Here is a 23,397-nt window from a genome sequence, read left to right on the forward strand (position 1 = left end):
AACCGAAGCAGGCCTCAGTCGTCATGAGCCTTGATCGACTTGGGCGACAGTCGCAGGCTACGCAGGCTGCGCTTCACGCTCTTGAGGTGGTTGACCAGGCTTGGCCCGCGCGCCATGGCAACGCCCATGGCCAGCACGTCGATGACCACCAGATGGGCAATGCGCGAGGTCAGGGGCGTATAGATCTCGGTGTCTTCGTGAACGTCAATGGCCAGGTTGACCGTGGACAGTTCGGCCAACGGGGTCTGGCTGGGGCACAGCGTGATCAGATTGGCGCCGCTTTCGCGGACCAGGTTGGCCGTGATCAGCAAGTCCTTCGAACGGCCTGATTGCGAAATGCACACCGCCACATCGCCAGGCTTGAGCGTCACCGCAGACATGGCCTGCATGTGCGGGTCGGAGTACGCCGCCGCGCTGAGCAGCAAACGGAAGAACTTGTGCTGGGCATCTGCTGCCACGGCCCCGGATGCGCCGAAACCATAGAACTCCACACGCTGCGCCTGTGCCATGGCGCTGACGGCCTGCTGCAGCGCCTGTGGGTCAAGGTGCTCGCGTACCTCCATCAGGGTATGCAAGGTCGTGTCGAATATCTTCAGGCTGTAATCGGCGACGGAGTCGTCTTCATGAATAGCGAACTGACCAAAACTGGCCCCGGCGGCCAGGCTCTGCGCCAGTTTCAACTTCAGGTCCTGGAAACCCGAGCACCCGATGGCCCTGCAAAAACGCACAATGGTCGGTTCACTGATGCCGACACTGTGGGCCAGGTCTGCCATCGAGCTGTGCATGACGGCGGCTGGGTCCAGCAGCACATGATCGGCCACTTTCAGTTCCGATTTGCGCAGCAGGTGGCGCGATTGGGCGATATGTTGCAACAGATTCACGGGCTGGACTCGGGTTATGATCGACTGGCCGGGTTGTAGCTTTCTTGTAGTTATACTACATGGACGGCAACCCGCCCAGTTAAACGAACGTGGAGCGTGGTGGTTTGACTATTCCTTGCGACATTCTGGTCTTCGGTGGCACGGGTGACCTGGCCCTGCACAAGTTGCTGCCAGCGCTCTACCACCTGTTTCGCGAAAGCCGTCTGGACCCAGCCGTGCGGATAATCGCCCTGGCCAGACGCCACCTGCTGCGCGATGACTACCTCAAACTTGCAGAGCGACATTGTCGGGCACAAATCGCTCGCCGCGACTTTGACGAAGAAATCTGGCGTCGGTTTTGTGCACGGGTCGACTATTTCGCGATGGATGCGACACAGAGTGCTGATTTCGTTCGGCTGGCGCGCTACCTGGGTGAGCCAGGGGGCCTGATGCGGATCTTCTACCTTGCCACCGCGCCTTCGTTGTTCGCTCCCATTGCAAGTCATCTGCACATCGCCGGTCTCGCCGACAGCGAAGCACGTATCGTGCTGGAAAAGCCGATCGGTCAGTCCTTGTCGTCGGCCACTGCCATCAACGAAGCGATCGGAGCGGTATTTGAAGAGCGACAGGTTTTTCGTATCGACCATTACCTGGGCAAGGAAACCGTACAGAACCTCATGGCGCTGCGGTTCGCCAACGCACTGCTCGAACCCGTCTGGCGCAACGGCCAGGTCGATCACGTCCAGATAAGTGTCGGCGAGACGCTGGGCGTAGAAAACCGTGGCGGCTACTACGATCGTGCAGGCGCAATGCGCGACATGTTGCAAAACCATCTGCTCCAGCTGCTCTGCCTGGTAGCCATGGAACCGCCGGCCCAGTTCGAGGCGGAGGCAGTGCGTGACGAGAAGGTGAAAATACTGCGGGCGCTTCAGCCGATTACTGGGCAAGACGTTCAGGAGAAAACCGTTCGAGGTCAGTACGGTGCCGGGCACATCGGCGGTCAGGAGGTATGCGCGTACTACTTCGAAAAAGACGTCGACAATGACAGCGACACCGAGACCTTTGTCGCCATAGAAGCACACATCGACAACTGGCGCTGGGCCGGGGTGCCGTTCTATTTGCGTACAGGTAAACGCATGGCAAGGCGTTCTTCGCAAATTGTGCTCCAGTTCAAACCCGTTCCGCACGAACTGTTCGAAGGGGGTCAGGTGAACCAGCTACTGATCCAGTTGCAGCCAGACGAGCGGATCAGCCTGCGGATGATGACCAAGACCCCAGGCAAGGGCATGCGCCTGGAGCCGGTCGATCTGGACTTGAACCTGGCCCAGGTTTTCAGCCAGACGCGCCGCTGGGAGGCCTACGAACGCTTGCTGCTGGACGTACTCGAAGGCGATTCGACCTTGTTCATGCGCCGGGATGAAGTAGAAGCTGCCTGGGCGTGGATTGACCCCATCATCGAAGGCTGGGAGGAGCATTTCCAGGCCCCGCGCTCCTATCCTGCCGGGAGCAGTGGCCCGGAGCAGGCCAATAGCCTACTGGCCCGACACGGCAGACACTGGCATGCATGAAGCGTTGCCCAATCGAAGGTTTCCTTGAAAGCAGCGACAGTAGCGATGCGCGTTTGCGCTACTTATCATCAAGGAGGCTCCCATGAGCACACTCAAGAACTTCGTTGCTTACAACCAAACCGCTGGCGGCCAAACGTCCTTCAGGGTTCACGGCGTCGTCACCGTTCCCAGCCCGGCGTACGAACCAGTGCTGGTCGAACCGGTCAGACGCCACCGAGGTGGCTGGGAGGTCCTGGAACTCAAGCTGGTAGACACCGGTGTCATCGCCATGTCAGTGATGACCGAAAAGACCGTTGAGTACGTCCATGAGGGCGCGAGCGGTTTCAAGACGCTGGAAATCATTCACGGAAGTGACAACCTGCGGATCGCCATCGAGGACATTCAAGCGCCCAACTGATGTAGGCGGCCCGTACGCCCAGGATCGAGCCTTGGCTTGAGCCGGGCGCGATGGTCGCGATGAACGGCAGGGGATGAAGGTGAACATTTATACAGTAGGTGTTTGCCCCTGGCTCGGCCTCCCCCTAGAATGTCGAGATGAGCACAGATGACCTCTCCCTCCTGCTGAATTCCCTCAATGACGCCCAACGCCAGGCTGTAGCGGCCACGGTCGGGCGTCAACTGGTGCTTGCTGGCGCCGGTTCCGGTAAAACACGTGTGCTGGTGCACCGCATCGCCTGGCTTATCCAGGTGGAGCAGGCATCGCCGCATTCGATCCTGTCGGTGACCTTCACCAACAAGGCTGCTGCGGAAATGCGCCACCGGATCGAGCAACTGTTGGGCATCAACCCTGCAGGAATGTGGGTGGGGACATTCCACGGTCTGGCGCATCGGCTCTTGCGTGCTCACTGGCAGGAAGCGGGGCTTGTGCAGAACTTCCAGATTCTGGACAGCGACGATCAGCAGCGCCTGGTCAAACGGGTGATGCGCGAGTTGGGGCTGGACGAACAGAAGTGGCCGGCACGCCAGGCTCAATGGTTCATCAACGGCCAGAAAGACGAAGGCCTGCGCCCGCAGCACATTCAGCCAGGCGGCGACCTGTTCTTGACCACCATGCGCGACGTCTATACCGCCTATGAGCAGGCCTGCGAGCGCGCGGGTGTCATCGATTTTTCCGAATTGCTGCTGCGCGCCCTGGATTTGTGGCGCGATCACCCAGGCCTGTTGGCCCACTACCAGCGCCGCTTCCGTCACGTACTGGTCGATGAGTTCCAGGACACCAACGCCGTGCAGTACGCCTGGCTACGTCTGCTGGCCCGCGGTGGTGACAGCCTGATGGCGGTGGGTGATGACGATCAGTCGATCTACGGCTGGCGCGGGGCGAAGATCGAGAACATCCACCAGTACACGGCCGACTTCCCAGATGCCGAGACGATCCGCCTGGAGCAGAACTACCGCTCCACCGGTGGCATCCTCAAGGCTGCCAACGCCCTGATCGCCAATAACAGCGGGCGTTTAGGCAAGGAATTGTGGACCGACATGGGTGAGGGTGAACCCATTACGCTGTACGCCGCCTACAACGAACATGACGAAGCGCGTTATGTGGTCGAGACCATTGAAAGCCTGATCAAGCAAGGCAACGCGCGTGACGAAATGGCTATTCTGTATCGCTCGAACGCCCAGTCGCGGGTGCTTGAGGAAGCCTTGCTGCGCGAGCGGATTCCGTACCGCATCTATGGTGGCCAGCGCTTCTTCGAGCGGGCAGAGATCAAGAATGCCATGGCCTACCTGCGACTGATTGAAGGCCGCGGTAACGATGCCGCGCTGGAGCGCGTGATCAACGTGCCGCCACGCGGTATTGGCGAGAAAACCGTCGAGGCCATTCGCGAGCATGCACGTCACAGCCAGGTATCGATGTGGCAGGCGATGTGCCAGCTGATCGCAGCAAAGGCGCTCAAGGGCCGGGCTGCCAGCGCCCTGGGTGCATTCATCGAGCTGATCGACGGGCTTGCAGCCAAAGTCGAAGACATGCCGCTGCATACCATGACGCAAACCACCCTCGAACAATCCGGGCTGATCATCTATCACCAGGAAGAAAAAGGTGAAAAGGGTCAGGCACGGGTGGAAAACCTTGAGGAACTGGTTAGCGCAGCGCGCAACTTCGAATCGACCGAAGAAGACGCCGACCTCTCCCCACTGTCCGCCTTCCTGGGTCACGCTTCGCTAGAAGCCGGCGATACGCAGGCTGACGAGCACGAGGACAGTGTGCAGCTGATGACCTTGCACAGTGCCAAAGGCCTGGAGTTCCCCTACGTGTTCCTGGTGGGCATGGAGGAAGGCCTGTTCCCGCACAAGATGAGCCTGGAGGAGCCAGGTCGTCTTGAAGAAGAACGTCGCCTGGCCTACGTGGGCATCACCCGCGCCATGCATCAGCTGGTCATGACCTATGCCGAGACAAGACGGCTGTACGGTAGTGAAACCTACAACAAGGTATCTCGCTTCGTACGCGAGATTCCTGCTGGTCTGGTGCAGGAGGTACGTCTGTCGAACAGCGTCAGCCGCCCGTTCGGCACCCCGAAGACCGCCCTCAACAGCCACCTGTTTGCCAATGCGGATATTCCCGAAACCGCATTCAGCCTTGGCCAGCGTGTACAGCATTCCGTTTTCGGTGAAGGGGTCATCCTGAATTTCGAAGGCTCCGGGGCCCAGGCACGTGTACAGGTCAATTTTGCCGAAGGCAGCAAGTGGTTGATGATGGGCTACGCCAAGCTTGAAGCCATCTGAAGGCAAGCATCGGCCCAGGGGCGCACCCAGGTTTGAACGCCTGCGCCGTTGCTTGCTCAAATAGGTCATACCAAGCAAAAGCTCGAAACATTATGTCGCTGGTCATATGCCTTGGAACATGTGCACCATGACGCGCGTGCAATCCACAACAGGGGATATCCCATTTATGCAACGTTTTCTTAGCATCGCACTGGCGCTCTGCGTCGGCCTGACGCTGAGCCTGGACGCCAACGCCAAGCGATTCGGCGGCGGCAAGAGCGCTGGCTCCGCGCCCATTCACCAGACCCGTCAAGCTACGCCGAACACGCCTGCCGCCGCGCCGACCGCTCCTGGCCGCGCACCGGCCGCCGCCAGCGGTGCTTCGCGCTGGTTGGGCCCTCTGGCGGGCTTGGCCGCCGGTGGTCTGCTGGCATCCATGTTCATGGGTGACGGCTTCGAAGGCTTCCAGATCATGGACTTCCTGATCATCGCGCTCATCGCCTTCCTGGTGTTCCGCTTCATCGCCGCACGGCGACGTCAGCAGCAGCCACACATGGCCATGCCTGGCAATGCCCCCATGCAGCGTGAAGCACAGGGTCAGCCTGCACAGCCAAACATTTTCGGCGGTTCGACTGCGCCGGCGGCAGCGCCATCGCCTGTCATCAACGCGCCAGCCTGGTTCAATGAACAAAGCTTCCTGGCAGCTGCCCGCAATCACTTCCAGTCGCTGCAGCAGCACTGGGACGCCAATGAAATGGACAAGATCGCCGAGTTCGTGACCCCGCAGATGCTTGAGTTCCTCAAGCGCGAGCGTGCCGAGCTGGGTGATGGCTTCCAGTCCACCTACATCGACAACCTCGATGTACAGCTGGACGGCGTCGATGAGCGTGACGACCGTACTGACGCTACTCTCACCTTCCGCGGCGTATCGAAGAACTCGCGCTTCGACCAAGGTGAACAGTTCAGCGAAAGCTGGCACATGGTACGTGCCAAGGGCGAGAACCAGCCTTGGCTGGTCGCGGGTATCCGTCAAAACGGTTAATCCGGTCCAAAAACCACGGGCGTATCCGTAAGCTATTACTTTTGGGGCTGCTCTGCAGCCCATCGCGGCAAAAGGCCGCTCCTGTAAGGTCTCGTGATGCCGTCAATTCGGGTGCCACGCGGTCAATGTAGGAGCGGCCTTGTGCCGCGATGGGCCGTAAAGCGGCCCCAACCATTTCAAGTGAACAGCATTCCGGGCCTACCGGGGTTTTTGCTTTTGCCATAGCGCACTACTAGGGTATAACCCGCAGCGTTGTCATCTAGGTCAGAGGAAGTGAATCGTGGAAGAAGTGATTGAACAACTCCGTGAAGCCAACGAGCCAGTACCGGTCCCCCTTGAGCTTCCAGACGAGGATCAGTTGGTTGAAATCGAAGAGCAGCTGTTCATCAACATTCCGTTCGTGTTCAAGGAGTTCCTGCTGAACGTCAGCGATGTGGTCTATGGCTCGCTGGAACCTGTCACGGTGACTGACCCTCAGTCACACACCTACCTCCCGGACGTTGCTGCAAATGCCTGGGACGCCGGGGTGCCTCGGGAACTGATTCCGCTGTGCCAGGATGGCGACAATTACTATTGCGTCGAGGAAGATGGCACCGTGGTGCTGTGGGATGCCGATGAGGAACTCGTCGGTGAGGACAGCTGGGAATCGGTTTGGCATTGGGCACGGGACGTGTGGCTAGAGAGCTGATCAGCCTCACCCCCACCTCGGTCGAAGGACCTTGCGGGCCGTGATTACGGCCCGTCTGCAGCAGACGCCACTGGGGTCAGTGGCCGTTGTCCCGATTGTTCTCCAGCGTTTCGAGTAACGCAATCTGCATGCGTGTATGCACCCGGATGAACCAACGCCATAACAAAGCGACCACCACCGCTGCCACGATGGCAATGATCAGCAATAGCTCGTTGGTGGGTAGAATGCTCGCCGACAACGCCGACAGCAGCAAAAAGATCACCAGCAGCGAAATCAGCGGAATGACTTCAGCAATCACGCGCCGTACGCGCTGAGTATGGCGCCCAGCCATTTCAGGCTTGACGCCCATTTCGGCCAGCAGCATCGATAGCGCTTTGAGTTTGCGGTAAGCCGCGATCAGAAAAGGTAGCGAAAGCAGTAATGCAGCCCCCCAGATCACCGCCTTCTGCTGGCTCACATCGCTGATCCACTGGCTGAGCCAAGTGCCAAGCCGCCCTGCGAAGTAACCGCCGCTGAAGAATATGGCGATGACCAACGCCAGGTTCACGCCGACCTGCAACAATATGCGCCGTATCATCGCCGCCATCAGGGCACTCTGGCCCTGAGGCTGGATGTTGCGCAGCCACTCCCCATACAAGGACAGCACGCGAGCCAGCCGCCCAGGCACTACGTTACCCAGTTTTATCGACAGCGGATCAGCGGCACGAATCAGATACGGTGTCAGTAGCGTGGTAATGGCCGAGACGGCGACCGCCACCGGGTAGAGGAAGTCGCTGGTGACCTGCAGGGTCATCCCTAAGGCCGCAATGATGAATGAAAACTCGCCGATCTGAGACAGGCCCATACCCACCCGCAACGAGGTGCGCCCGTCGTTTCCCGCGATGAAAGCGCCCATGCCACAGGACAGCATCTTGCCCAGTACAACGGCCAAGGTAATGACCACAATCGGCCAAGCGTAGTCGACCAATACCTGCGGATCGATCATCAAGCCAATTGCGACGAAGAATATGGCGCTGAACAAATCCCTGACAGGTTCGATCAGACGCTCGATTTTCAACAACTGCCGCGACTCGGCCATGATGGCACCAATCAGGAAAGCCCCCAGGACCATGCTGTATTCGAGTTTCACGACCAGCAGACAGAATCCGAAGCACAGACCCAGCACTGTGATGAGCAGCATCTCGTTACTTTCGAACTTGGCCACATAAGCCAGTACGCGCGGTACCAGAAGAATGCCGATCACCAAGGCAACGATCATGAACAAGGACAGCTTGCCGACGGTTGAAAAGACCTCCCCCGAACTGACGGTGCCGCTGACGGCGATACCCGACAGCAGTGCGATGATGCCGATACCCAGGATGTCTTCGACAATCAACACACCGAATATCAGCTGTGCAAACCGTTCGTTCTTCATCTTCAGGTCATTGAGGGCCTTGACGATGATCGTGGTCGAGGAAATGGCGAGAATGGCGCCCAGGAACAAGGAGTCCATGGTGTTCCAGCCGAACCAACGCCCAATCTCGAAGCCGATCCAGATCATCAATACAATTTCCAGAAAAGCTGCTATGAAGGCCGTGGCGCCAACTTTGAACAGCTTGCGCAGGCTGAACTCGAGGCCCAGGCAAAACATCAGGAAAATCACGCCAAGCTCGGCGAGCGTTTTGATGGTGTCTTCGTCGTGAATCAGGCCGAAGGGGGGCGTGTGGGGGCCTATGATGAAACCGGCGACGATATAACCGAGCACCACTGGCTGCTTGAGACGGTGAAAAACAATGGTGACCACGCCTGCAACCAGCATGATGACCGCCAGGTCCTGAATGAAGCTGATGGCATGCATGACGTGATTCTCCTTCTCTCGTCTTGGGCTGTGCTAACGGGCAGGTCGCGCCTGCGCCGAGGCGGGCCCAAGCAAGCAGCGAGTACACACTGTATTCATTGAAAGCGTGCCCATGTTGCATGGGCGTACTCAGATTAACATCGCGCCTTCCCATGAACTGTCGATGCAATATGATGAAACAGATCGACTGCTATCAGGCCGTCACTGGCATAAACAGCGTGACGCTTCAAAGCATGGGAGCGTCCCGTTAAACGCAGGCTGTCGCTTCAACAGAACAGAGCGCCTGCTAGCCTTTGGCGCGATTGCGCACACTCTTACCGTGAGCATTTTATGGAACCTGGAAACGCCCAGCTGAGCATGACCGTCTTGATGACACCCGACATGGCGAATTTCTCTGGCAACGTACATGGCGGAACGCTGCTCAAGTACCTCGACGAAGTCGCGTATGCGTGTGCCAGCCGCTATGCAGGCTCCTATGTAGTCACGCTGTCAGTCGACCAGGTCATCTTTCGCGAGCCGGTGCATGTAGGCGAGCTGGTCACTTTCCTGGCGTCGGTGAACTACACCGGCAATACTTCCATGGAGGTCGGTATCAAGGTCGTTACCGAGAACATCCGTGAACGCTCGGTGCGCCATTCCAACAGCTGCTTTTTCACCATGGTGGCCGTGGACGATAATCGACGGCCAGTTTCGGTTCCCCCGCGTCAACCGCAGAGTAGCGAAGAGAAACGCCGATTCCTGCAAGGCCAGCAGCGACGGCAGATTCGCCAGGAACTGGAAAAGCGCTATCAGAACCTGAAAACCGACGGCGTCTAGGCGTTCAACAACCTCGCCTCAAAACGTACGCGCGGGTGGGCGATGCGGTCCTGGGCACGTATCAGCTGCAGCTCGTAACTGGCGCAGGCCTGAGTTTCCAGCAGTACTTCATGTACGGCGGAGGCTGCAAACTCGAATGCCTGTTCCCAGCTGTCGCCAAGCAGCACCCGCGCCATGAACAAACCGGAAGTCAGGTCACCCACGCCTACCGGTTGCTTGGGGAAGGCCAGCAGCGGGCGGCGCAAATGCCAGCTGTGTTCGGCCGTCACCAACAGCATCTCGAACTGGTCCTCTGCGCGCCCCGGGTAAGCCAGGTGCTTGACCAGCACAACCTTGGGCCCTTTGAGCAGAAGACTGCGAGTCATGCCTACGCAATCCTCCAGTGATGCCGCGCGCCGGCCACAGAAGCTGTCCAGCTCCAGCTGGTTAGGGCACAGGATGTCAGCCTTTGTGACCGCTTGTTCCAGCAAAAACTGGCTAACCTGTGGCGATACGATGCACCCCTTTTCAGGATGGCCCATGACTGGATCGCACAGGTACAACGCCCTCGGGTTGACGGCCTTTATTCGCGCCACGCCTTCCAGAATCGCGCGCCCCTGCTCGGCACTGCCGAGGTAGCCCGAGAGCACGGCATCACACTCCCCCAGCTCACCGATGTTGGAAATGCCTTCCACCAACGCTGGAATTTGCGTTGGAGCAAGCACGTCTCCGCTCCACTGGCCATACTGAGTGTGATTGGAGAACTGCACCGTGTTGAGCGGCCACACATTGATGCCGATACGCTGCATGGGGAATACCGCAGCGCTGTTGCCGGCGTGGCCGAACACCACATGGGACTGGATGGCGAGCAGGTGCGGGGTACGTTTCATGCGAGTCATTTCCAAAGCTGTTCAAGAATCATGCAACGCGCAGTATGAACGTGATTGCCACCTGTACGACAGGCCAGGGACGCAGTTAAGCTGAATCGATCGGTTGGGAGCCTACGCACATGTTGACCCTGGAGAACCTGTTAGTCCTGATGGTGATGGCCACGGCAGGCGCTTGGCTGTGGCACAACCACGGTCTGCGCGAGAAGGCCTTGGAAAGGGTCAAACAGCATTGCGCAAAGCTTGACCTTCAGTTGCTCGATGACGCCGTCGCGCTCAAACGTATTGCCTTCGTGCGTGATGCCAAGGGTCGCAAGCGCCTGGCACGTCTCTATGGCTTCGAATTTACCGTGACAGGGGAGCAACGTCACCCTGGTACCGTGACTCAGTTCGGCGCGCACAGCATGCAGATAGAGCTGGCACCCTACCCCTTCGAAATCAAGACGCCCCCGCGGGCGGACAATGTGATCGAAATGCAGCAGTGGCGCCAGCAACATGACCGTTGGCACAACTGATCAAGGCATAAGGCAGCTCTGCAAGCGGGCTTCCAACTCGTCCACAGGCTGAGGCCTCTCGAAAATCAATTCCAGGCGACTGTCGGCTGTCCATTCACTGGGCTGCCAGGGCGCCAACTTGCCTTCGAGTGCATTGAACGAGCATCTGCCTTGTGCTGTGTGGATAACACCCTTGGCACGCCTCCACTTCAGCGACTTCAATAGCTCATCTATGGCCTGTGGATAAAAGCGCTGCTGGGGGTGCCAGCGCCAGCCTATGCTCCACCCATCCTCTCCTTGAACTACCTGGCGTATCGGCTCGCGCCGGTCCGCCCAAAGAGCACGCATGGCCTTCGGTGGATTGTCGACAATCCCGATATCGCTATCAGGGCTGTCAACAATCTTGTTTTGATAGACAGGCAGACTATTGAAAGGAAGCTGACCTTGCATCGTCCATATCAGCCTTTTCCCTGGGAATTCTTTATTTATCAACAGCTTAAAATCTTTATCCACAGACTCCGACTTATTGATAACCAGGGTTTCACAGGCTTCCAACGCGGCTGATTGAGCCGTCGGTAACGGCCTGCCACTGCGCAGAGATGCGGGTGTGGTGACGACTATCAACGGCTGAATTGTCAGCACATTAGTCCAAGGCGCTTGGGCCAATTGATCAAGCAATTGAAGAGGATGGCCCAGCCCGGAGGGCTCTATGAACAGTCTGTGCGGCTTGCACTGGCGCAGAAGCCTACCCAGCCCTACCTGGAACGGAACCCCATTGACGCAGCACAAGCAGCCTCCTGCGACTTCGGCGATAGAGATACCGTTCTGGCTTGTGGACAAGAGTGCCGCATCCAGCCCTACTGCCCCGAATTCATTGACCAATACGGCCCAGCGCTCGTGGTCAGGCTTTTGCTGTAGCAGGTGATGAATCACCGTCGTTTTGCCGGCCCCCAGCGGGCCAGCAATGACATGGGTGGGAATATTGCGAAGCATGATGGTTCTTCAAGCAGGCGGTTTGCTCAACTATGCGCTGTCAGGCTAGCCAGTCAAGCGTAAGCAACAGTCGCGGTGGACCTGACGGGGAACGATGTACGACGCCTGCGCCTTCATTGCCCTCCCAGCGCTCGCCCTTGAACAAGGCAACGTCACCTGTATTCAGTCGCATCACCTTATCCACAGCAGCATTGCCTGTGGACAACGCAGCTCGCGCTACTGCCTCCTCCGGTAGATATTCACTCCCCGGACCCGCGTAAGTGGTAATTAGCCTCAGTGGAACGTTATCCACATGAAAGCGTGGGCACATCGGACTGGTCAGTGCACGTATGCGCAAACCTACGCGATGCGCTCCAAGCAAACAGCTATAAGCCGAAACCAACCACGTGACATCCGCGACAAAAGCGTCATAGCCGCGGATATCCACAGCCTCGTACAGCAGCTCCTCAATCACTGGGGCCTGATGTTCGTCGACATCGATCACACGCTGGTCTGTTATCGATCCTCCAAGCCTCGCCACAACTTCTGAGAAGTCTTGAAGCTGAGGGGGGAGCTGTCGCTGCCAGACTGCGAGGTTGACACCATCCTGCAGGACTTGCGCCATTGCCTGAGGCGTCTGGCCAAATACCTGACGGATATCCACAGCCACTGACTTACTCACGCTGCCACCTGTTCGTCCCAGGGGCCGAATGGGTCAGGAAAACGCAGCCAACCCATGGGCTCGAGTGCCATTTCTTCATCCGTCAACAGGCACTGATCAAGGGCTGTGGATAATTTCGCCACGTCCATATTTTGCCCTATGAACACCAATTCCTGCCGACAGTCGCCAGTATCCGGTAACCAATGCTCAAGAATGGCAGCAACGTTATCCACATCCTCAGGCCACTGTTCACGGGGAACGAAACACCACCAACGACCCGCCAGCCCATGGCGCATCATGCCGCCTGCCTGGGACCAACTGCCCGCTTCTTTATATTTGCTCGCCAACCAGAAGAACCCTTTGGAACGCAGTAACCGGCCATTACTCCAGGGTGTGTGTACAAAGTCATGGAACCGCTGCGGATGAAAAGGCCGGCGTGCGGTCCAGGTAGTGGCTTGGATGCCATATTCTTCTGTTTCCGGTGTATGTTCACCGCGCAGCTCCTTCAGCCAGCCAGGCGCTTGCGCCGCCTGGTCGAAGTCGAACAAGCCAGTGTCCAGAATCCTGCCAAGGGGAACCTGACCCATGACCATGGGAATGATCTGGGCTCGGCGGTTCAGGCTCCGGAGGATAGCTGAAAGCTCCTCCCGCTCGGCCTGACTAACCAGATCGATTTTGCTCAACAGCACCACGTCAGCGAACTCTACCTGCTCGATCAGCAAGTCGCTGATCGAACGTTCATCGTCATCCCCCAATGTCTGGCCACTGCTTTCCAGGCTCTCTGCGGCTTGGTAATCCCGCATGAAATTCAAGGCATCCACCACGGTGACCATGGTGTCGAGACGCGCCAGATCCGACAGGCTGCGGCCTTGCTCATCACGAAAGGTAAAGGTTTCAGCCACAGGCAACGGCTCTGAGATACCGGTCGATTCAATCAGCAGGTAATCGAAGCGCCCCGCCTCGGCCAGCCGTGCAACCTCTTCAAGCAGATCTTCACGCAACGTGCAGCAGATGCAGCCATTGCTCATTTCCACCAGCTTTTCTTCGGCGCGGTTAAGGGTGACATTGCGCTGAACTTCGCTGGCGTCAATGTTGATCTCACTCATGTCATTGACGATAACCGCGACACGAAGCGCTTCGCGATTGCGCAGCACATGGTTGAGAAGCGTGCTTTTGCCTGCGCCCAGAAAACCGGAGAGCACAGTGACAGGAAGACGATTGGACATGGCAAAACCTCATCACACAGGCGCATTCGAAACGATGCATTGCATAATGTTATAAAGTAACAATACAATTTAGCCAAGCGGTTCCTGACGAATGCTCGGTGCGGTGAACTGGGAATTGACCAGCTCATTTCACAGCGCAGTACCAACGGCTCTGCCGTTACCTCACACGACCCATCAGCAGTGGACCCAATGTTCCACATACACGCATAGCCTTGGAAATCCCATGTCCCAATTCCAGCCCCAGCTTCCTGACGTCGCTGCACAGCACTTGAATTCCACCACACCGTTGGACTGGGTAGGGATGTGTGGGATAGCCATGCCAATGCAGATTGGAGGTCGTCAGGTAGCGGCTACAGTAGATGCTGGCGTGAATCTGGTTGATGGCAGATCACGCGGCATACACATGTCGCGTCTGTACCTAGCGCTTGACGATCTTGAGCATGAGCCGCTGCGCCCGCTATCGCTACGTCGCCTTTTGGCGAATTTTCTCAGCAGCCATGCTGGGCAATCATCTGCGGCATATATGTGCCTGAGCTTCCAACACTTACTCAGGCGGCCTGCCCTGGTTAGCCCTCTAGCTGGGTGGAAAAGCTATGACGTCGAGATCGATGCACGGATCGAACGTGAAATGTTCCACGTGGAACTATCTGTTTTGGTGCCTTATTCGTCCACATGCCCATGCTCGGCGGCGCTCGCTCGACAGCTTATCCAGCAACAGTTCCACGCTCGATTCGGCTCAGGAACTTTGGACAGCGAAGAGGTATTGGCATGGTTGGGGACTTCGGATGGCATCGTAGCAACGCCTCACAGCCAGAGGAGCATGGCGAAGATAAGCGTTAGGCTTGAGGATAATCATCCTGAGCTTCCCATAACCGAGGTCATAGATAAGGCCGAGCAGGCCTTGGGCACTGCGGTACAAACTGCGGTAAAGCGCGCCGATGAACAAGCATTTGCGTTGGCGAACGGACAGAACCTGATGTTTTGCGAGGACGCGGTGAGGCGCTTGTATCAAGCGCTAAGCACTATCGAATGGATTCAAGGGTTCAAGATGCGCGTGGAACATGCTGAAAGTCTACATGCCCACGACGCCGTAGCAACTGCCCAGTGGCAATGGAGCATTACGTCCGAGGCTTGACCGTACCGCAATCATTGCCCAGCCATACCGCACGTGTGTTCATGCTGCCCTGCTGCTGAACACCGGACGCATTGAACGTGCCACTCACTTGGGTGGTGAACTCCTTGTCACTCAGGAAGGTGGCCTGGCCATTACCCTGGGCTTTGGGGCAGCTGAATTGAAACTTCCAAACGTTACCGGTGCGGTCAGTGATCTTCTGAGTGCAGCCGGACTTTGGATCCTGCAGCGGAATGTCGTTGGTTGCCACCTGCTGAGGGGTGAGGCAGGAGCGCACCCCTTTACCACCTACAGTGACACCTTGCTTGGCAAGCATGCCTTCCATCATCGCCCGTTGATCGGGCGGTAGGTTCTTCAACTGGCTGAGCATGAAATCCATATCAGGTAGCGGCTTACCGTCGACCTGCATATTGCTGGTGGTCAGCTCCCACAAGCCGGGTTGAAGCATCTGGGCCTGGGCTGTGACGCTGCCTGCGCACAAGGCCAGCGCCAGCAACGGCATACGAATTTTCATGGAAATCACACTCCTGGAAATGTCGGTCATCCCGACGATGTTTGGGTTAGACGTTGAAACGAACCGCTTGTTGCAGGCGAACCACGTTCGTGTTCTGTTACCTAAGGTGTATTCAACGAGCAGGATGCATATGGATTACCACAGCCCCCTTTTTTTTGGCTACCTACTCGGCGTGATTCATCTGCTGGGTATTATCGCCGCGCTGCATGCGTTGTTCACAGTCCGTACTGCTCAAGGCGCCATTGCCTGGGCAATGCCACTTTTTTTCATTCCCTACCTGACGCTTATCCCTTACCTGATATTCGGTGCGCGCTCTTTCAATGCCTACATCAAGGCCAGGCGCCAAGCCAATCAGGAAATGCATGTCGCCATGGCCAGTTTGAATTGGCGCCCATGGGTCGAAGAAGCGCTGGCCGCGCGCGCATCGGATAGCTACGCCGCTTTGCGCGCCATGCCCAAACTCAGTCGAATGCCATGTCTGGCCAATAATCAGGTCGAGCTGTTGATTGACGGCAAGCGCACGTTCGAGGCGGTTTTCGAAGCCATCGATAAAGCGACACGCGTCGTACTGGTGCAGTTTTTCATCATCCATGACGATGACCTTGGGCGAGCATTACAACAGTTGCTGTTGCGCAAGGCGGCCGAAGGCGTTCAGGTGTTTGTATTGTATGACGGTGTCGGCAGCCATTCCCTGCCCCGCCACTACAGCCAGCAGCTTCGTGCGGGAGGTGTGCAAATACATGCATTCGCTACCCGTCGGGGCCTGTTCAATCGCCTTCAAGTCAACTTCCGCAATCACCGCAAGATCGTCGTGGTAGATGGGTTGGTCGGCTTTGTAGGTGGTCACAATGTCGGCGACGAGTACCTGGGGGCCAACGCCAAGCTTTCACCCTGGCGAGATACACACGTGCAAATCAGCGGGCCAGTGCTAGCGTGCCTACAGGAATCGTTCGCTGAAGATTGGTACTGGGTAACCCGGCAATTGCCTCCCCTGATCCTCCAGGACACCTACCCCGATGACGGCGTGCTGTGCCAGGCATTGGCCAGCGGCCCTGCAGACTCCAAGGAAACCTGCTCGCTGTTCTTTCTGGAAGCAATCCACTCGGCCAAGCATCGAGTCTGGATAACCAGCCCGTATTTCGTACCCGATGAAGCGGTATTCGCCGCCCTGCGTTTGGCGGCACTACGCGGTGTAGATGTGCGTGTCCTGATCCCGTCTCGCCCGGACCACAAGATCGTATACGCCGCCTCCAGCCTGTTCGCATTCGAAGCGGTGCGCGCCGGTGTTCGCATGTTCCGTTATCAACCTGGGTTCCTGCACCAGAAGGTCGTGTTGGTGGATGACGACATAAGTGCTGTCGGCAGCGCCAATCTCGATAATCGATCGTTCCGTCTCAACTTCGAGATCACGTTGCTCACCATCGACAAGGCATTCGCCGATACGGTCGAACGCATGCTCAACAAAGACTTTGCCAACGCGCGGGAGATTACGGTCGAGGAAACAGAGGCCACCCATCGGTTACAGCAAGTGGGCATGCGCATCGCAAGGTTGATTTCACCGGTATTGTAAGGCGCGCCAAGGACGACCTCACTGTTGAAGTGAGGTCGGTCACGCTTGGCCACACCTTTGGTAGGCGCTAGCGGTAAAGGTGCTCACGCGTCCAAGGCAGGTCATGGTGGCCATCCGCGTAGGGTTTGACCGCCAATATCTGATGCAGGTTGATCCAGCCTTTCTCGAACGCGTACGCGCAACCTGCCAAATAAAGGCGCCAGATACGCAATGTTTTTTCAGGGACCAGCGCAGCTGCATTGTGCAGTTGGTTTTCCAGGTTCTCGCTCCAGTGATGCAGGGTCTTGGCGTAATGCATGCGCAAGCTTTCCACATCCACCACTTCCAACCCTGCCTCACAGACAGCGGCGCTGATCATCGACAAGTGGGGCAGCTCGCCGTGGGGGAACACATAACGGTCAATGAACTCTCCAGCCCCCCGACCCACCGGGCGGCCATCCACATGCTTGGCCGTGATGCCATGGTTCATGACGAGGCCGCCTTCGCGTACTGCGCCGAACAGCGTCTTGCAATACAACGGCAGATTGGCATGACCTACATGCTCGAACATGCCTACGCTGACGACCTTATCGAAGCGCCCGTCTTGTGGCAGGTCACGGTAATCAAGAATCTGCAGGTCTACGCTGTCGGCCAGGCCCTCGGCCTCCACCCGTTCCCTGCCCAGCTTTAGCTGCTCTTTGCTCAACGTGATGCCCAACACGTTCGCCCCATATTCACGTGCCGCAAAGCGCGCCAGACCGCCCCACCCACACCCCACATCCAGCAAGTAGTCACCGGCAGCCAAGCGCAGCTTGCGGCACAGATGATCGAACTTGTCTTGCTGGGCCTGTTGCAGCGTATTGTCCGGCTCACGGAAATAGGCGCAGGAATAAACCATGTCCTGGTCCAGCCATAACCGGTAAAAGTCGTTGGACACATCGTAGTGGTAGGAAATAGCTTCGGCATCGGTTCGCTTGTCATGCGCCAGGCGCTGGGGAGCATGATCGCTATCATCGGGTAGCAGTGCTTCGCTGAGTTCATCGCAGACACGGATGGCCTCACCGATGTCGCCTTCGAGTTCGAGCTTGCCTTCCACGAAAGCAGTACCCAACTCATCCATGCTTGGATGGGTGAGTTGGGAGATGAGCTGAGGCTCCTTGACCAGGATGGTCACTTGCGGGCTGGGGCCCAGGTCGAAATGGTTGCCGTCCCACAATTTGAGACGCAACGGCAGGTGTAGACTCTGCAAAGCCGGCGGAAGCTGAGCAAGCATGTAACCCTTCCTTCCCATGTACGGGGCAAGACCCAAGACATTTCGAAAGCCACCGGTTCAGCGTAGACCATCTGTAGGAGCTGTCTGTAAAACGAAAGTTTAAGCCGAGGTCTACAGCTTCAGATTCAGGGAAACGAATGCCGACCGACCAGGTGCTGGCGAAAACATCGCCTGGTCGTCACCGCCCCAGAAGAAGTTGTCGTACCAGACGTATTCGTATTTGCGGTCCAGCAGGTTCTTGACCTGCACATCGACGCTGGCAGCGGACGTGATGCGGTAGCTGACGCTGGCGTCCGCAACGACAAACCCACCGTATTTGCCTTGCTCATTGAGCTCGTCGATGTAGTAGCTACCTTGCGCCCTGCCCTGCAGACCGAACTTCCAGTCATCGTTATAACGATAATCGACGCCCACGGTGCTCACGTACCGAGGCGTGGAGAACACTTCCTTACCCGAGAGTGATTGCCCTGCGGCAGAAAACGCTTTGACCACCTTTGCTTCCTGGATGGCGTGGGAGGCATAGACAGTCCACTGATCATCCAGTTGAGCATTGATCTGCAAATCCACGCCGCGACGGCGCGTTTCACCCAACCCGACCGTGGTGCCGGTGCTGGGCATGTTTGCCACTTCATCGGTAGCATCCTGCTGCCAGATCGCCACTCGCGCTTGGGCGCCCTCGAACGGTCTGAACTTCATACCGACCTCTTTGCCTGTGTTGATCGACGGGTCGTATGAAGGCTGCCCAGGGGTCAAGTAGGCGGGCTCGGTCGAGCCGGTGAGTATCTGGAAGGTACGCCCCCAATTGGCGTAAACGTCGATATCGGGGGTAACGCTATAGATCACGCTCAGCTTGGGCTGTCGGATCCAGCCGTAGTCTTGCAGCGAGCCTTTGACGCCACCCAAGAGCTGCGTACTACCGGTGAACTGGTCCACCCGCATGGCCGGGATGATCTTCAGTGACTCGATGGGCTGGATAACGGCCTGAACATAGGCACCGGTGTTGCGCAGGGTATAGCGATCGTCATTCTGCACGCGGGCCGGTACGGTATCGAAGTGGGTCGGAACGCTGAAGCTGTAGCGCTGGCGACGGTAGGTATTGTCCTGCTCTTCGTAGTTGACGCCGCCATCGAGGGTGAGGTGCTCGTTAACGCGCCATGTCAGGTTATTGAGGATGCCCGTCTGCTGTTCGTCCCATTGCCGACGCTGACGGGGCGCATTACCTGGGCGATAGTCCGTGAAGGTAACGGTGCGATCATCGTTGTAGCCGTTGTAATACAGCTTGCTGCTAAGGCTCAAGTCATCATTGAGCTGCCAATCCGCGTGCAGGCTGAGGTGCTTCATGTCGCGGTCATCACCGTCATTAGCGTTCTTGGCCGGTGATTGTGTACGGCTGGCGTGCATCTGGTCACGGGTGAGAAACCCGGACTCCTGGGCCTGGTGATGGTACAAGCGCGCGATCAGCCCAATGCGGAAATTCTGCTCGTCGTTGCTGACGAACCACTTACCCCCCAGTGCGTATTTGTTCGAGTTGCTGTGATCGCGGTAGCCATTGCTGTCCTGCTTGGCAAGGATGTAGTTCTGGGCAAAATTCCCCTCCTCGTGCCCGACCGCCAACTGCACTTCACGGGTGTCGAAGCTGCCATAGGTCAGCCGGCTATCGACATAGTTGCCGCCTTGGCGCGTGGCGAAATTAATGTTGCCCGCAATGTTGTGCAACCCGTAACGAGGGTCGTTCGTGCCCCGGACCACTTCGATGTAGTCGATGTCCAGGGGAAAGATCATGTCGATGAAGCGCTGGTTACCGCTGTTGACGTTGCTCGGGATGCCATCGATCAATGTCTTGATACCGTTGATGTACCCTTCGCCGTTGAAAGCGCGGAACGTAACCTTGCCCGATTCGGCCCCCTGCCCTGTTTCGGTGAGCTGAATGCCCGGCATCTGGCCCAGCAGTTGCCAGCTGTTCATGACGTTCTTGTCCTCTACCTGATCACCGCCCAGCACATCGACCGACGTGAGCACGTTCTCGGTGCTCAGGGCCACCTTGGCGTCCTGCGTAATGTTCACGGCGCCAAGGGTGATCGTGGAGCTGCCTGTTTGGTCGGCGAACAGTTCAGGGGTAACCATTACCGTGAACATGGCAAGGGAGGCCGGGGTGACTCGCATGGGTGCTCCTAGGTGAGTAGACAGGGGTGGGATCAGGTGCGCAAAGCTCGGGACAATCATGCAGAGCTATTAACACGTTATATCATAACTAATTAAACGTTATGATATATCAACTCAATTCCAACCGCCCAATGTTCAACGCACCCAGATTCGAGATAGGCCTTAGGGGTTGTTACGTGAAGGGTTCAGCCGCATCCAACCCTGAAGCACAACCGTATAAACATCATCGATAAAAAAAACCCCGTGATACGGGGGTCTTAGCTGCGGGTTGATCCGATGATCACCTGCCATGTTTCACGGCTAGCCCTGCTCAGGAGCAGGACAGTATGCCGGCACTGTTGAAACGCTACCTTTACTCCACCGTCACCGACTTCGCCAAGTTGCGCGGCTGGTCAACATCAGTCCCTTTGAGCACGGCGACATAGTACGAGAGCAGCTGCAAAGGAATGGTGTACAGAATTGGGGCAAGCGCATCCGCGATATGCGGGACTGGAATCACATGGGTGCCTTCGCCGTTGCTCAAGCCGGCTTGCTCGTCAGCGAAGACCACCAGCTCACCGCCGCGTGCACGCACTTCCTGCAGGTTGGACTTGAGCTTCTCCAGCAGTTCATTGTTCGGCGCAACGGTCACCACGGGCATGTCGTTATCCACAAGCGCCAGTGGGCCATGTTTGAGCTCGCCCGCAGGATAGGCTTCGGCGTGGATATAGGAGATTTCCTTGAGCTTGAGCGCACCCTCCATGGCCACCGGATATTGAGCGCCGCGCCCCAGGAACAAGGTGTGATGCTTGTCTGCGAACAGCTCGGCGATTTTCTCGACGGTTGCGTCCATGGCCAATGCTTCACCCAGACGGGTTGGCAAGCGGCGCAGCTCCTCGACCAGCTCAGCTTCGACGCCCTTGTCCAAGGTGCCGCGCACCTGGCCCAAGGCCAAGGTCAGAAGCATCAACGACACCAGCTGGGTGGTGAAGGCCTTTGTCGAGGCGACGCCGATTTCCGGTCCGGCCAGGGTCAGCAACGTCAGGTCAGATTCACGCACCAGCGAGCTGATGCCCACGTTGCAGATCGCCAGGCTGCCAAGGAAGCCCAGCTCCTTGGCGTTGCGCAGCGCTGCCAGGGTATCGGCGGTCTCGCCCGACTGGGAGATGGAAACGAACAGCGTATCGGGCTGCACGACCACCTTGCGGTAACGGAACTCGCTCGCCACCTCTACTTGGCAGGGGATCCCTGCCAGGCTTTCCAGCCAGTAACGTGCAACCATGCCAGCATGATAGCTGGTACCACAGGCCACGATCTGCACATTGCGCACTTTGCCGAACAACTCGGCTGCCTGCGGGCCGAATGCCTGGACCAGCACATGGTCACTGCCCAAGCGACCTTCCAGTGTGCGTTGCACCACGCGTGGTTGCTCGTGGATTTCCTTAAGCATGAAGTGGCGGTACTGGCCCTTGTCGGCGGCCTCGGCACCCTCGTGGTACTGCACGGTTTCACGCTGCACGGGGTGGCCATCATGGTCCCAGATGGCAACGTGGTCGCGACGGATCTCGGCGATGTCCCCTTCTTCGAGGTACATGAAGCGGTCGGTGACCTGTCGCAGGGCCAACTGGTCGGAGGCGAGGAAGTTCTCACCGAGCCCCAGGCCAATCACCAATGGGCTGCCGCTACGGGCAGCGACCAGGCGGTCCGGCTGGCTTTTGCTGATCAACGCCAGGCCATAGGCACCGTGCAAGCGCTTGACCGCAGCCTTCAAGGCGTCTGCCAGGTCGGGGATGCCCTTGAGGATATGGTCGATCAGGTGGACGATCACTTCGGTATCGGTCTGTGACACGAAGGCATAGCCCAATCCTTTCAGTTCCTCGCGCAGCGCCTCGTGATTCTCGATGATGCCGTTGTGCACCACGGCCACGTCATGGCCTGAGAAATGAGGGTGGGCATTGGTTTCAGTAGGCGCGCCATGAGTGGCCCAGCGGGTATGCGCGATGCCGAGCCGTCCTGCGATTGGCTCGAGCACGACGGCTGCTTCGAGCTCGCTGACCTTGCCAATACGGCGACGGCGTTGCAATTCGCCTTCCGGCGTCAGCACCGCCAGGCCTGCGCTGTCATACCCACGGTATTCAAGACGCTTCAGGCCCTCGATAAGGATGGCGGTAATGTTGCGTTCGGCCACAGCACCTACGATTCCACACATGCTTGGTTACTCCTGACTGATAGCGGCGCAGATCAAATTGACGCCGCGTGCTGTAATTTGTTCGCGTGCCTGTTCGCACAGGCGTTCGTCCGAGATCAGGGTATGCACCCTGCCCCACGGCAGTTCGAGGTTGGGAATCTTGCGGCCGACCTTGTCCGACTCGACCATCACGATCACCTCACGGGCGACCTCGGCCATGACTCGGCTCAAACCCAGCAACTCGTTGAATGTGGTGGTGCCGCGTTCCAAGTCGATGCCATCGGCCCCAATGAACAATTGGTCGAAGTCATACGAACGCAGAACCTGTTCGGCCACCTGGCCCTGAAAAGACTCGGAATGTGGGTCCCAGGTGCCACCCGTCATCAGCAGCACCGGCTCGTGCTCGAGTTCGCTGATGGCCCTGGCAACATTGAGCGAATTGGTCATGACCACCAGACCAGGCTGGCGTCCGAGTTCAGGGATCATGGCAGCGGTGGTACTACCGCTGTCGATGATGATCCGGGCGTGTTCGCGGATGAGGCTCACGGCGGCGCGAGCAATGGCGCGTTTGTAGGCCGATACGGGTTGTGCCGGCTCAGCCAGCAATTCCTGCGGCATGGTTACCGCACCGCCGTACCGGCGTAACAACAAGCCGTTGGTTTCAAGTGCCGCCAGGTCCTTGCGGATAGTGACCTCAGACGTGTCAAACCGCCTCGCCAGCGCGTCCACGCTGACTTCACCCTGTTCCGCGAGCAGGGCCAGTATGTTATGGCGACGTTGTGGCGTGTTTCGTTTCGACATCGGCGCTTTAAGTTTCGTTTCGAAAGATAATGATCGCAATCAAAACCTAAATGCTCGGGTTCGTCAAC

At 57.8% G+C, this 23,397-nt stretch carries 20 protein-coding genes; 9 read left to right on the forward strand and 11 right to left on the reverse strand.

The window, feature by feature from the left end:
* Positions 1–14: 14 nt before the first annotated feature.
* Positions 15–881 (reverse strand): transcriptional regulator HexR, encoded by an 867-nt coding sequence (gene hexR / locus CRP40_RS06790; RefSeq protein ID WP_023532857.1) that lies wholly within the window; start codon positions 879–881, stop codon positions 15–17.
* A 104-nt stretch (positions 882–985) separates the two neighbouring features.
* Here hexR and zwf point away from each other — a divergent pair, with 104 nt between their 5' ends.
* The 5 genes from zwf (at position 986) to CRP40_RS06815 (ending at position 6,858) form a co-directional block, all read left to right on the forward strand.
* Positions 986–2,428, forward strand: a complete 1,443-nt coding sequence (gene zwf, locus CRP40_RS06795) for a glucose-6-phosphate dehydrogenase (protein ID WP_027913329.1) — start codon at positions 986–988, stop codon at positions 2,426–2,428.
* Between the two features lie 82 nt (positions 2,429–2,510).
* Positions 2,511–2,825 carry a hypothetical protein gene (locus tag CRP40_RS06800; protein WP_027913328.1) on the forward strand — a complete coding sequence of 105 codons (315 nt, stop codon included), beginning with the start codon at positions 2,511–2,513 and terminating at the stop codon, positions 2,823–2,825.
* Positions 2,826–2,962: 137 nt separating this feature from the next.
* Positions 2,963–5,149, forward strand: coding sequence for a DNA helicase II (gene uvrD / locus CRP40_RS06805; RefSeq protein ID WP_027913327.1), 2,187 nt, complete (start codon positions 2,963–2,965; stop codon positions 5,147–5,149).
* Positions 5,150–5,315: 166 nt separating this feature from the next.
* On the forward strand, positions 5,316–6,170 hold the full coding sequence (locus CRP40_RS06810; protein WP_027913326.1) for a Tim44 domain-containing protein: 855 nt from the start codon (positions 5,316–5,318) through the stop codon (positions 6,168–6,170).
* A gap of 280 nt (positions 6,171–6,450) precedes the next feature.
* Complete coding sequence (locus CRP40_RS06815; RefSeq protein ID WP_023532298.1) at positions 6,451–6,858, forward strand: SMI1/KNR4 family protein; 408 nt, start codon at positions 6,451–6,453, stop codon at positions 6,856–6,858.
* 76 nt (positions 6,859–6,934) lie between these two features.
* Here CRP40_RS06815 and CRP40_RS06820 read toward each other — a convergent pair whose 3' ends face one another.
* Positions 6,935–8,695: a cation:proton antiporter gene (locus CRP40_RS06820; protein ID WP_027913325.1), complete on the reverse strand. Its 1,761-nt coding sequence runs from the start codon at positions 8,693–8,695 to the stop codon at positions 6,935–6,937.
* Between the two features lie 330 nt (positions 8,696–9,025).
* On the opposite strand from CRP40_RS06820, the gene CRP40_RS06825 reads away from it, so the two are divergent.
* The gene (locus CRP40_RS06825; RefSeq protein WP_023532667.1) at positions 9,026–9,511 is read left to right on the forward strand and encodes an acyl-CoA thioesterase; all 486 of its coding nucleotides are present in this window, start codon (positions 9,026–9,028) and stop codon (positions 9,509–9,511) included.
* Here the strand turns inward: CRP40_RS06825 and pdxY are convergent.
* Positions 9,508–10,380: a pyridoxal kinase PdxY gene (gene pdxY / locus CRP40_RS06830; protein ID WP_027913324.1), complete on the reverse strand. Its 873-nt coding sequence runs from the start codon at positions 10,378–10,380 to the stop codon at positions 9,508–9,510. The genes CRP40_RS06825 and pdxY overlap by 4 nt on opposite strands.
* A 119-nt stretch (positions 10,381–10,499) precedes the next feature.
* Between pdxY and CRP40_RS06835 the strand changes: the two genes are divergently transcribed.
* Complete coding sequence (locus CRP40_RS06835) at positions 10,500–10,892, forward strand: DUF3301 domain-containing protein (RefSeq protein ID WP_023532824.1); 393 nt, start codon at positions 10,500–10,502, stop codon at positions 10,890–10,892.
* Here CRP40_RS06835 and CRP40_RS06840 read toward each other — a convergent pair whose 3' ends face one another.
* Genes CRP40_RS06840 through zigA form a run of 3 tightly spaced genes read right to left on the reverse strand, consistent with a single transcriptional unit; the run spans position 10,893 to position 13,730 of the window.
* Positions 10,893–11,864, reverse strand: coding sequence for a CobW family GTP-binding protein (locus tag CRP40_RS06840; RefSeq protein ID WP_027913323.1), 972 nt, complete (start codon positions 11,862–11,864; stop codon positions 10,893–10,895).
* Between the two features lie 40 nt (positions 11,865–11,904).
* Complete coding sequence (locus CRP40_RS06845; RefSeq protein ID WP_027913322.1) at positions 11,905–12,525, reverse strand: DUF1826 domain-containing protein; 621 nt, start codon at positions 12,523–12,525, stop codon at positions 11,905–11,907.
* On the reverse strand, positions 12,522–13,730 hold the full coding sequence (zigA, locus tag CRP40_RS06850) for a zinc metallochaperone GTPase ZigA (protein WP_027913321.1): 1,209 nt from the start codon (positions 13,728–13,730) through the stop codon (positions 12,522–12,524). Before zigA ends, CRP40_RS06845 begins: the two co-directional genes overlap by 4 nt.
* Before the next feature lie 223 nt (positions 13,731–13,953).
* Here zigA and folE2 point away from each other — a divergent pair, with 223 nt between their 5' ends.
* Complete coding sequence (folE2, locus tag CRP40_RS06855) at positions 13,954–14,865, forward strand: GTP cyclohydrolase FolE2 (protein ID WP_027913320.1); 912 nt, start codon at positions 13,954–13,956, stop codon at positions 14,863–14,865.
* Here folE2 and CRP40_RS06860 read toward each other — a convergent pair.
* The gene (locus CRP40_RS06860; RefSeq protein ID WP_027913319.1) at positions 14,849–15,376 is read right to left on the reverse strand and encodes a DUF3617 domain-containing protein; all 528 of its coding nucleotides are present in this window, start codon (positions 15,374–15,376) and stop codon (positions 14,849–14,851) included. The genes folE2 and CRP40_RS06860 overlap by 17 nt on opposite strands.
* 130 nt (positions 15,377–15,506) lie before the next feature.
* Here CRP40_RS06860 and cls point away from each other — a divergent pair, with 130 nt between their 5' ends.
* Positions 15,507–16,946 (forward strand): cardiolipin synthase, encoded by a 1,440-nt coding sequence (cls, locus tag CRP40_RS06865; RefSeq protein WP_027913318.1) that lies wholly within the window; start codon positions 15,507–15,509, stop codon positions 16,944–16,946.
* Positions 16,947–17,013: 67 nt separating this feature from the next.
* On the opposite strand, the gene cfaB is transcribed toward cls, so the two are convergent.
* The 4 genes from cfaB to CRP40_RS06885 all read right to left on the reverse strand — a co-directional run bounded on the left by cfaB (position 17,014) and on the right by CRP40_RS06885 (position 23,329).
* Positions 17,014–18,198, reverse strand: coding sequence for a C17 cyclopropane fatty acid synthase CfaB (cfaB, locus tag CRP40_RS06870; RefSeq protein WP_027913317.1), 1,185 nt, complete (start codon positions 18,196–18,198; stop codon positions 17,014–17,016).
* A gap of 111 nt (positions 18,199–18,309) precedes the next feature.
* Positions 18,310–20,361 carry a TonB-dependent receptor gene (locus CRP40_RS06875; protein WP_027913316.1) on the reverse strand — a complete coding sequence of 684 codons (2,052 nt, stop codon included), beginning with the start codon at positions 20,359–20,361 and terminating at the stop codon, positions 18,310–18,312.
* 352 nt (positions 20,362–20,713) lie between these two features.
* The gene (gene glmS / locus CRP40_RS06880; RefSeq protein ID WP_027913315.1) at positions 20,714–22,549 is read right to left on the reverse strand and encodes a glutamine--fructose-6-phosphate transaminase (isomerizing); all 1,836 of its coding nucleotides are present in this window, start codon (positions 22,547–22,549) and stop codon (positions 20,714–20,716) included.
* A 6-nt stretch (positions 22,550–22,555) separates the two neighbouring features.
* A complete protein-coding gene (locus tag CRP40_RS06885) occupies positions 22,556–23,329 on the reverse strand; it encodes a DeoR family transcriptional regulator (RefSeq protein ID WP_027913314.1) in 774 nt (257 codons plus the stop codon).
* Positions 23,330–23,397 lie beyond the last annotated feature (68 nt).

Origin of the sequence: Pseudomonas sp. URMO17WK12:I9, from assembly GCF_900230165.1 — a bacterium.
GTDB classification, from domain to species: Bacteria; Pseudomonadota; Gammaproteobacteria; order Pseudomonadales; family Pseudomonadaceae; genus Aquipseudomonas; species Aquipseudomonas fulva.

Bases quoted from the DNA above. Each gene is read 5' to 3' on its own strand.
- CRP40_RS06800 (WP_027913328.1), top strand. From the start codon at position 2,511: ATGAGCACACTCAAGAACTTCGTTGCTTACAACCAAACCGCTGGCGGC.
- uvrD (WP_027913327.1), top strand. From the start codon at position 2,963: ATGAGCACAGATGACCTCTCCCTCCTGCTGAATTCCCTCAATGACGCC.
- CRP40_RS06810 (WP_027913326.1), top strand. From the start codon at position 5,316: ATGCAACGTTTTCTTAGCATCGCACTGGCGCTCTGCGTCGGCCTGACG.
- CRP40_RS06820 (WP_027913325.1), bottom strand. From the start codon at position 8,695: ATGCATGCCATCAGCTTCATTCAGGACCTGGCGGTCATCATGCTGGTT.
- CRP40_RS06825 (WP_023532667.1), top strand. From the start codon at position 9,026: ATGGAACCTGGAAACGCCCAGCTGAGCATGACCGTCTTGATGACACCC.
- pdxY (WP_027913324.1), bottom strand. From the start codon at position 10,380: ATGAAACGTACCCCGCACCTGCTCGCCATCCAGTCCCATGTGGTGTTC.
- CRP40_RS06835 (WP_023532824.1), top strand. From the start codon at position 10,500: ATGTTGACCCTGGAGAACCTGTTAGTCCTGATGGTGATGGCCACGGCA.
- CRP40_RS06840 (WP_027913323.1), bottom strand. From the start codon at position 11,864: ATGCTTCGCAATATTCCCACCCATGTCATTGCTGGCCCGCTGGGGGCC.
- zigA (WP_027913321.1), bottom strand. From the start codon at position 13,730: ATGTCCAATCGTCTTCCTGTCACTGTGCTCTCCGGTTTTCTGGGCGCA.
- folE2 (WP_027913320.1), top strand. From the start codon at position 13,954: ATGTCCCAATTCCAGCCCCAGCTTCCTGACGTCGCTGCACAGCACTTG.
- CRP40_RS06860 (WP_027913319.1), bottom strand. From the start codon at position 15,376: ATGAAAATTCGTATGCCGTTGCTGGCGCTGGCCTTGTGCGCAGGCAGC.
- cls (WP_027913318.1), top strand. From the start codon at position 15,507: ATGGATTACCACAGCCCCCTTTTTTTTGGCTACCTACTCGGCGTGATT.
- cfaB (WP_027913317.1), bottom strand. From the start codon at position 18,198: ATGCTTGCTCAGCTTCCGCCGGCTTTGCAGAGTCTACACCTGCCGTTG.
- CRP40_RS06875 (WP_027913316.1), bottom strand. From the start codon at position 20,361: ATGCGAGTCACCCCGGCCTCCCTTGCCATGTTCACGGTAATGGTTACC.
- glmS (WP_027913315.1), bottom strand. From the start codon at position 22,549: ATGTGTGGAATCGTAGGTGCTGTGGCCGAACGCAACATTACCGCCATC.
- CRP40_RS06885 (WP_027913314.1), bottom strand. From the start codon at position 23,329: ATGTCGAAACGAAACACGCCACAACGTCGCCATAACATACTGGCCCTG.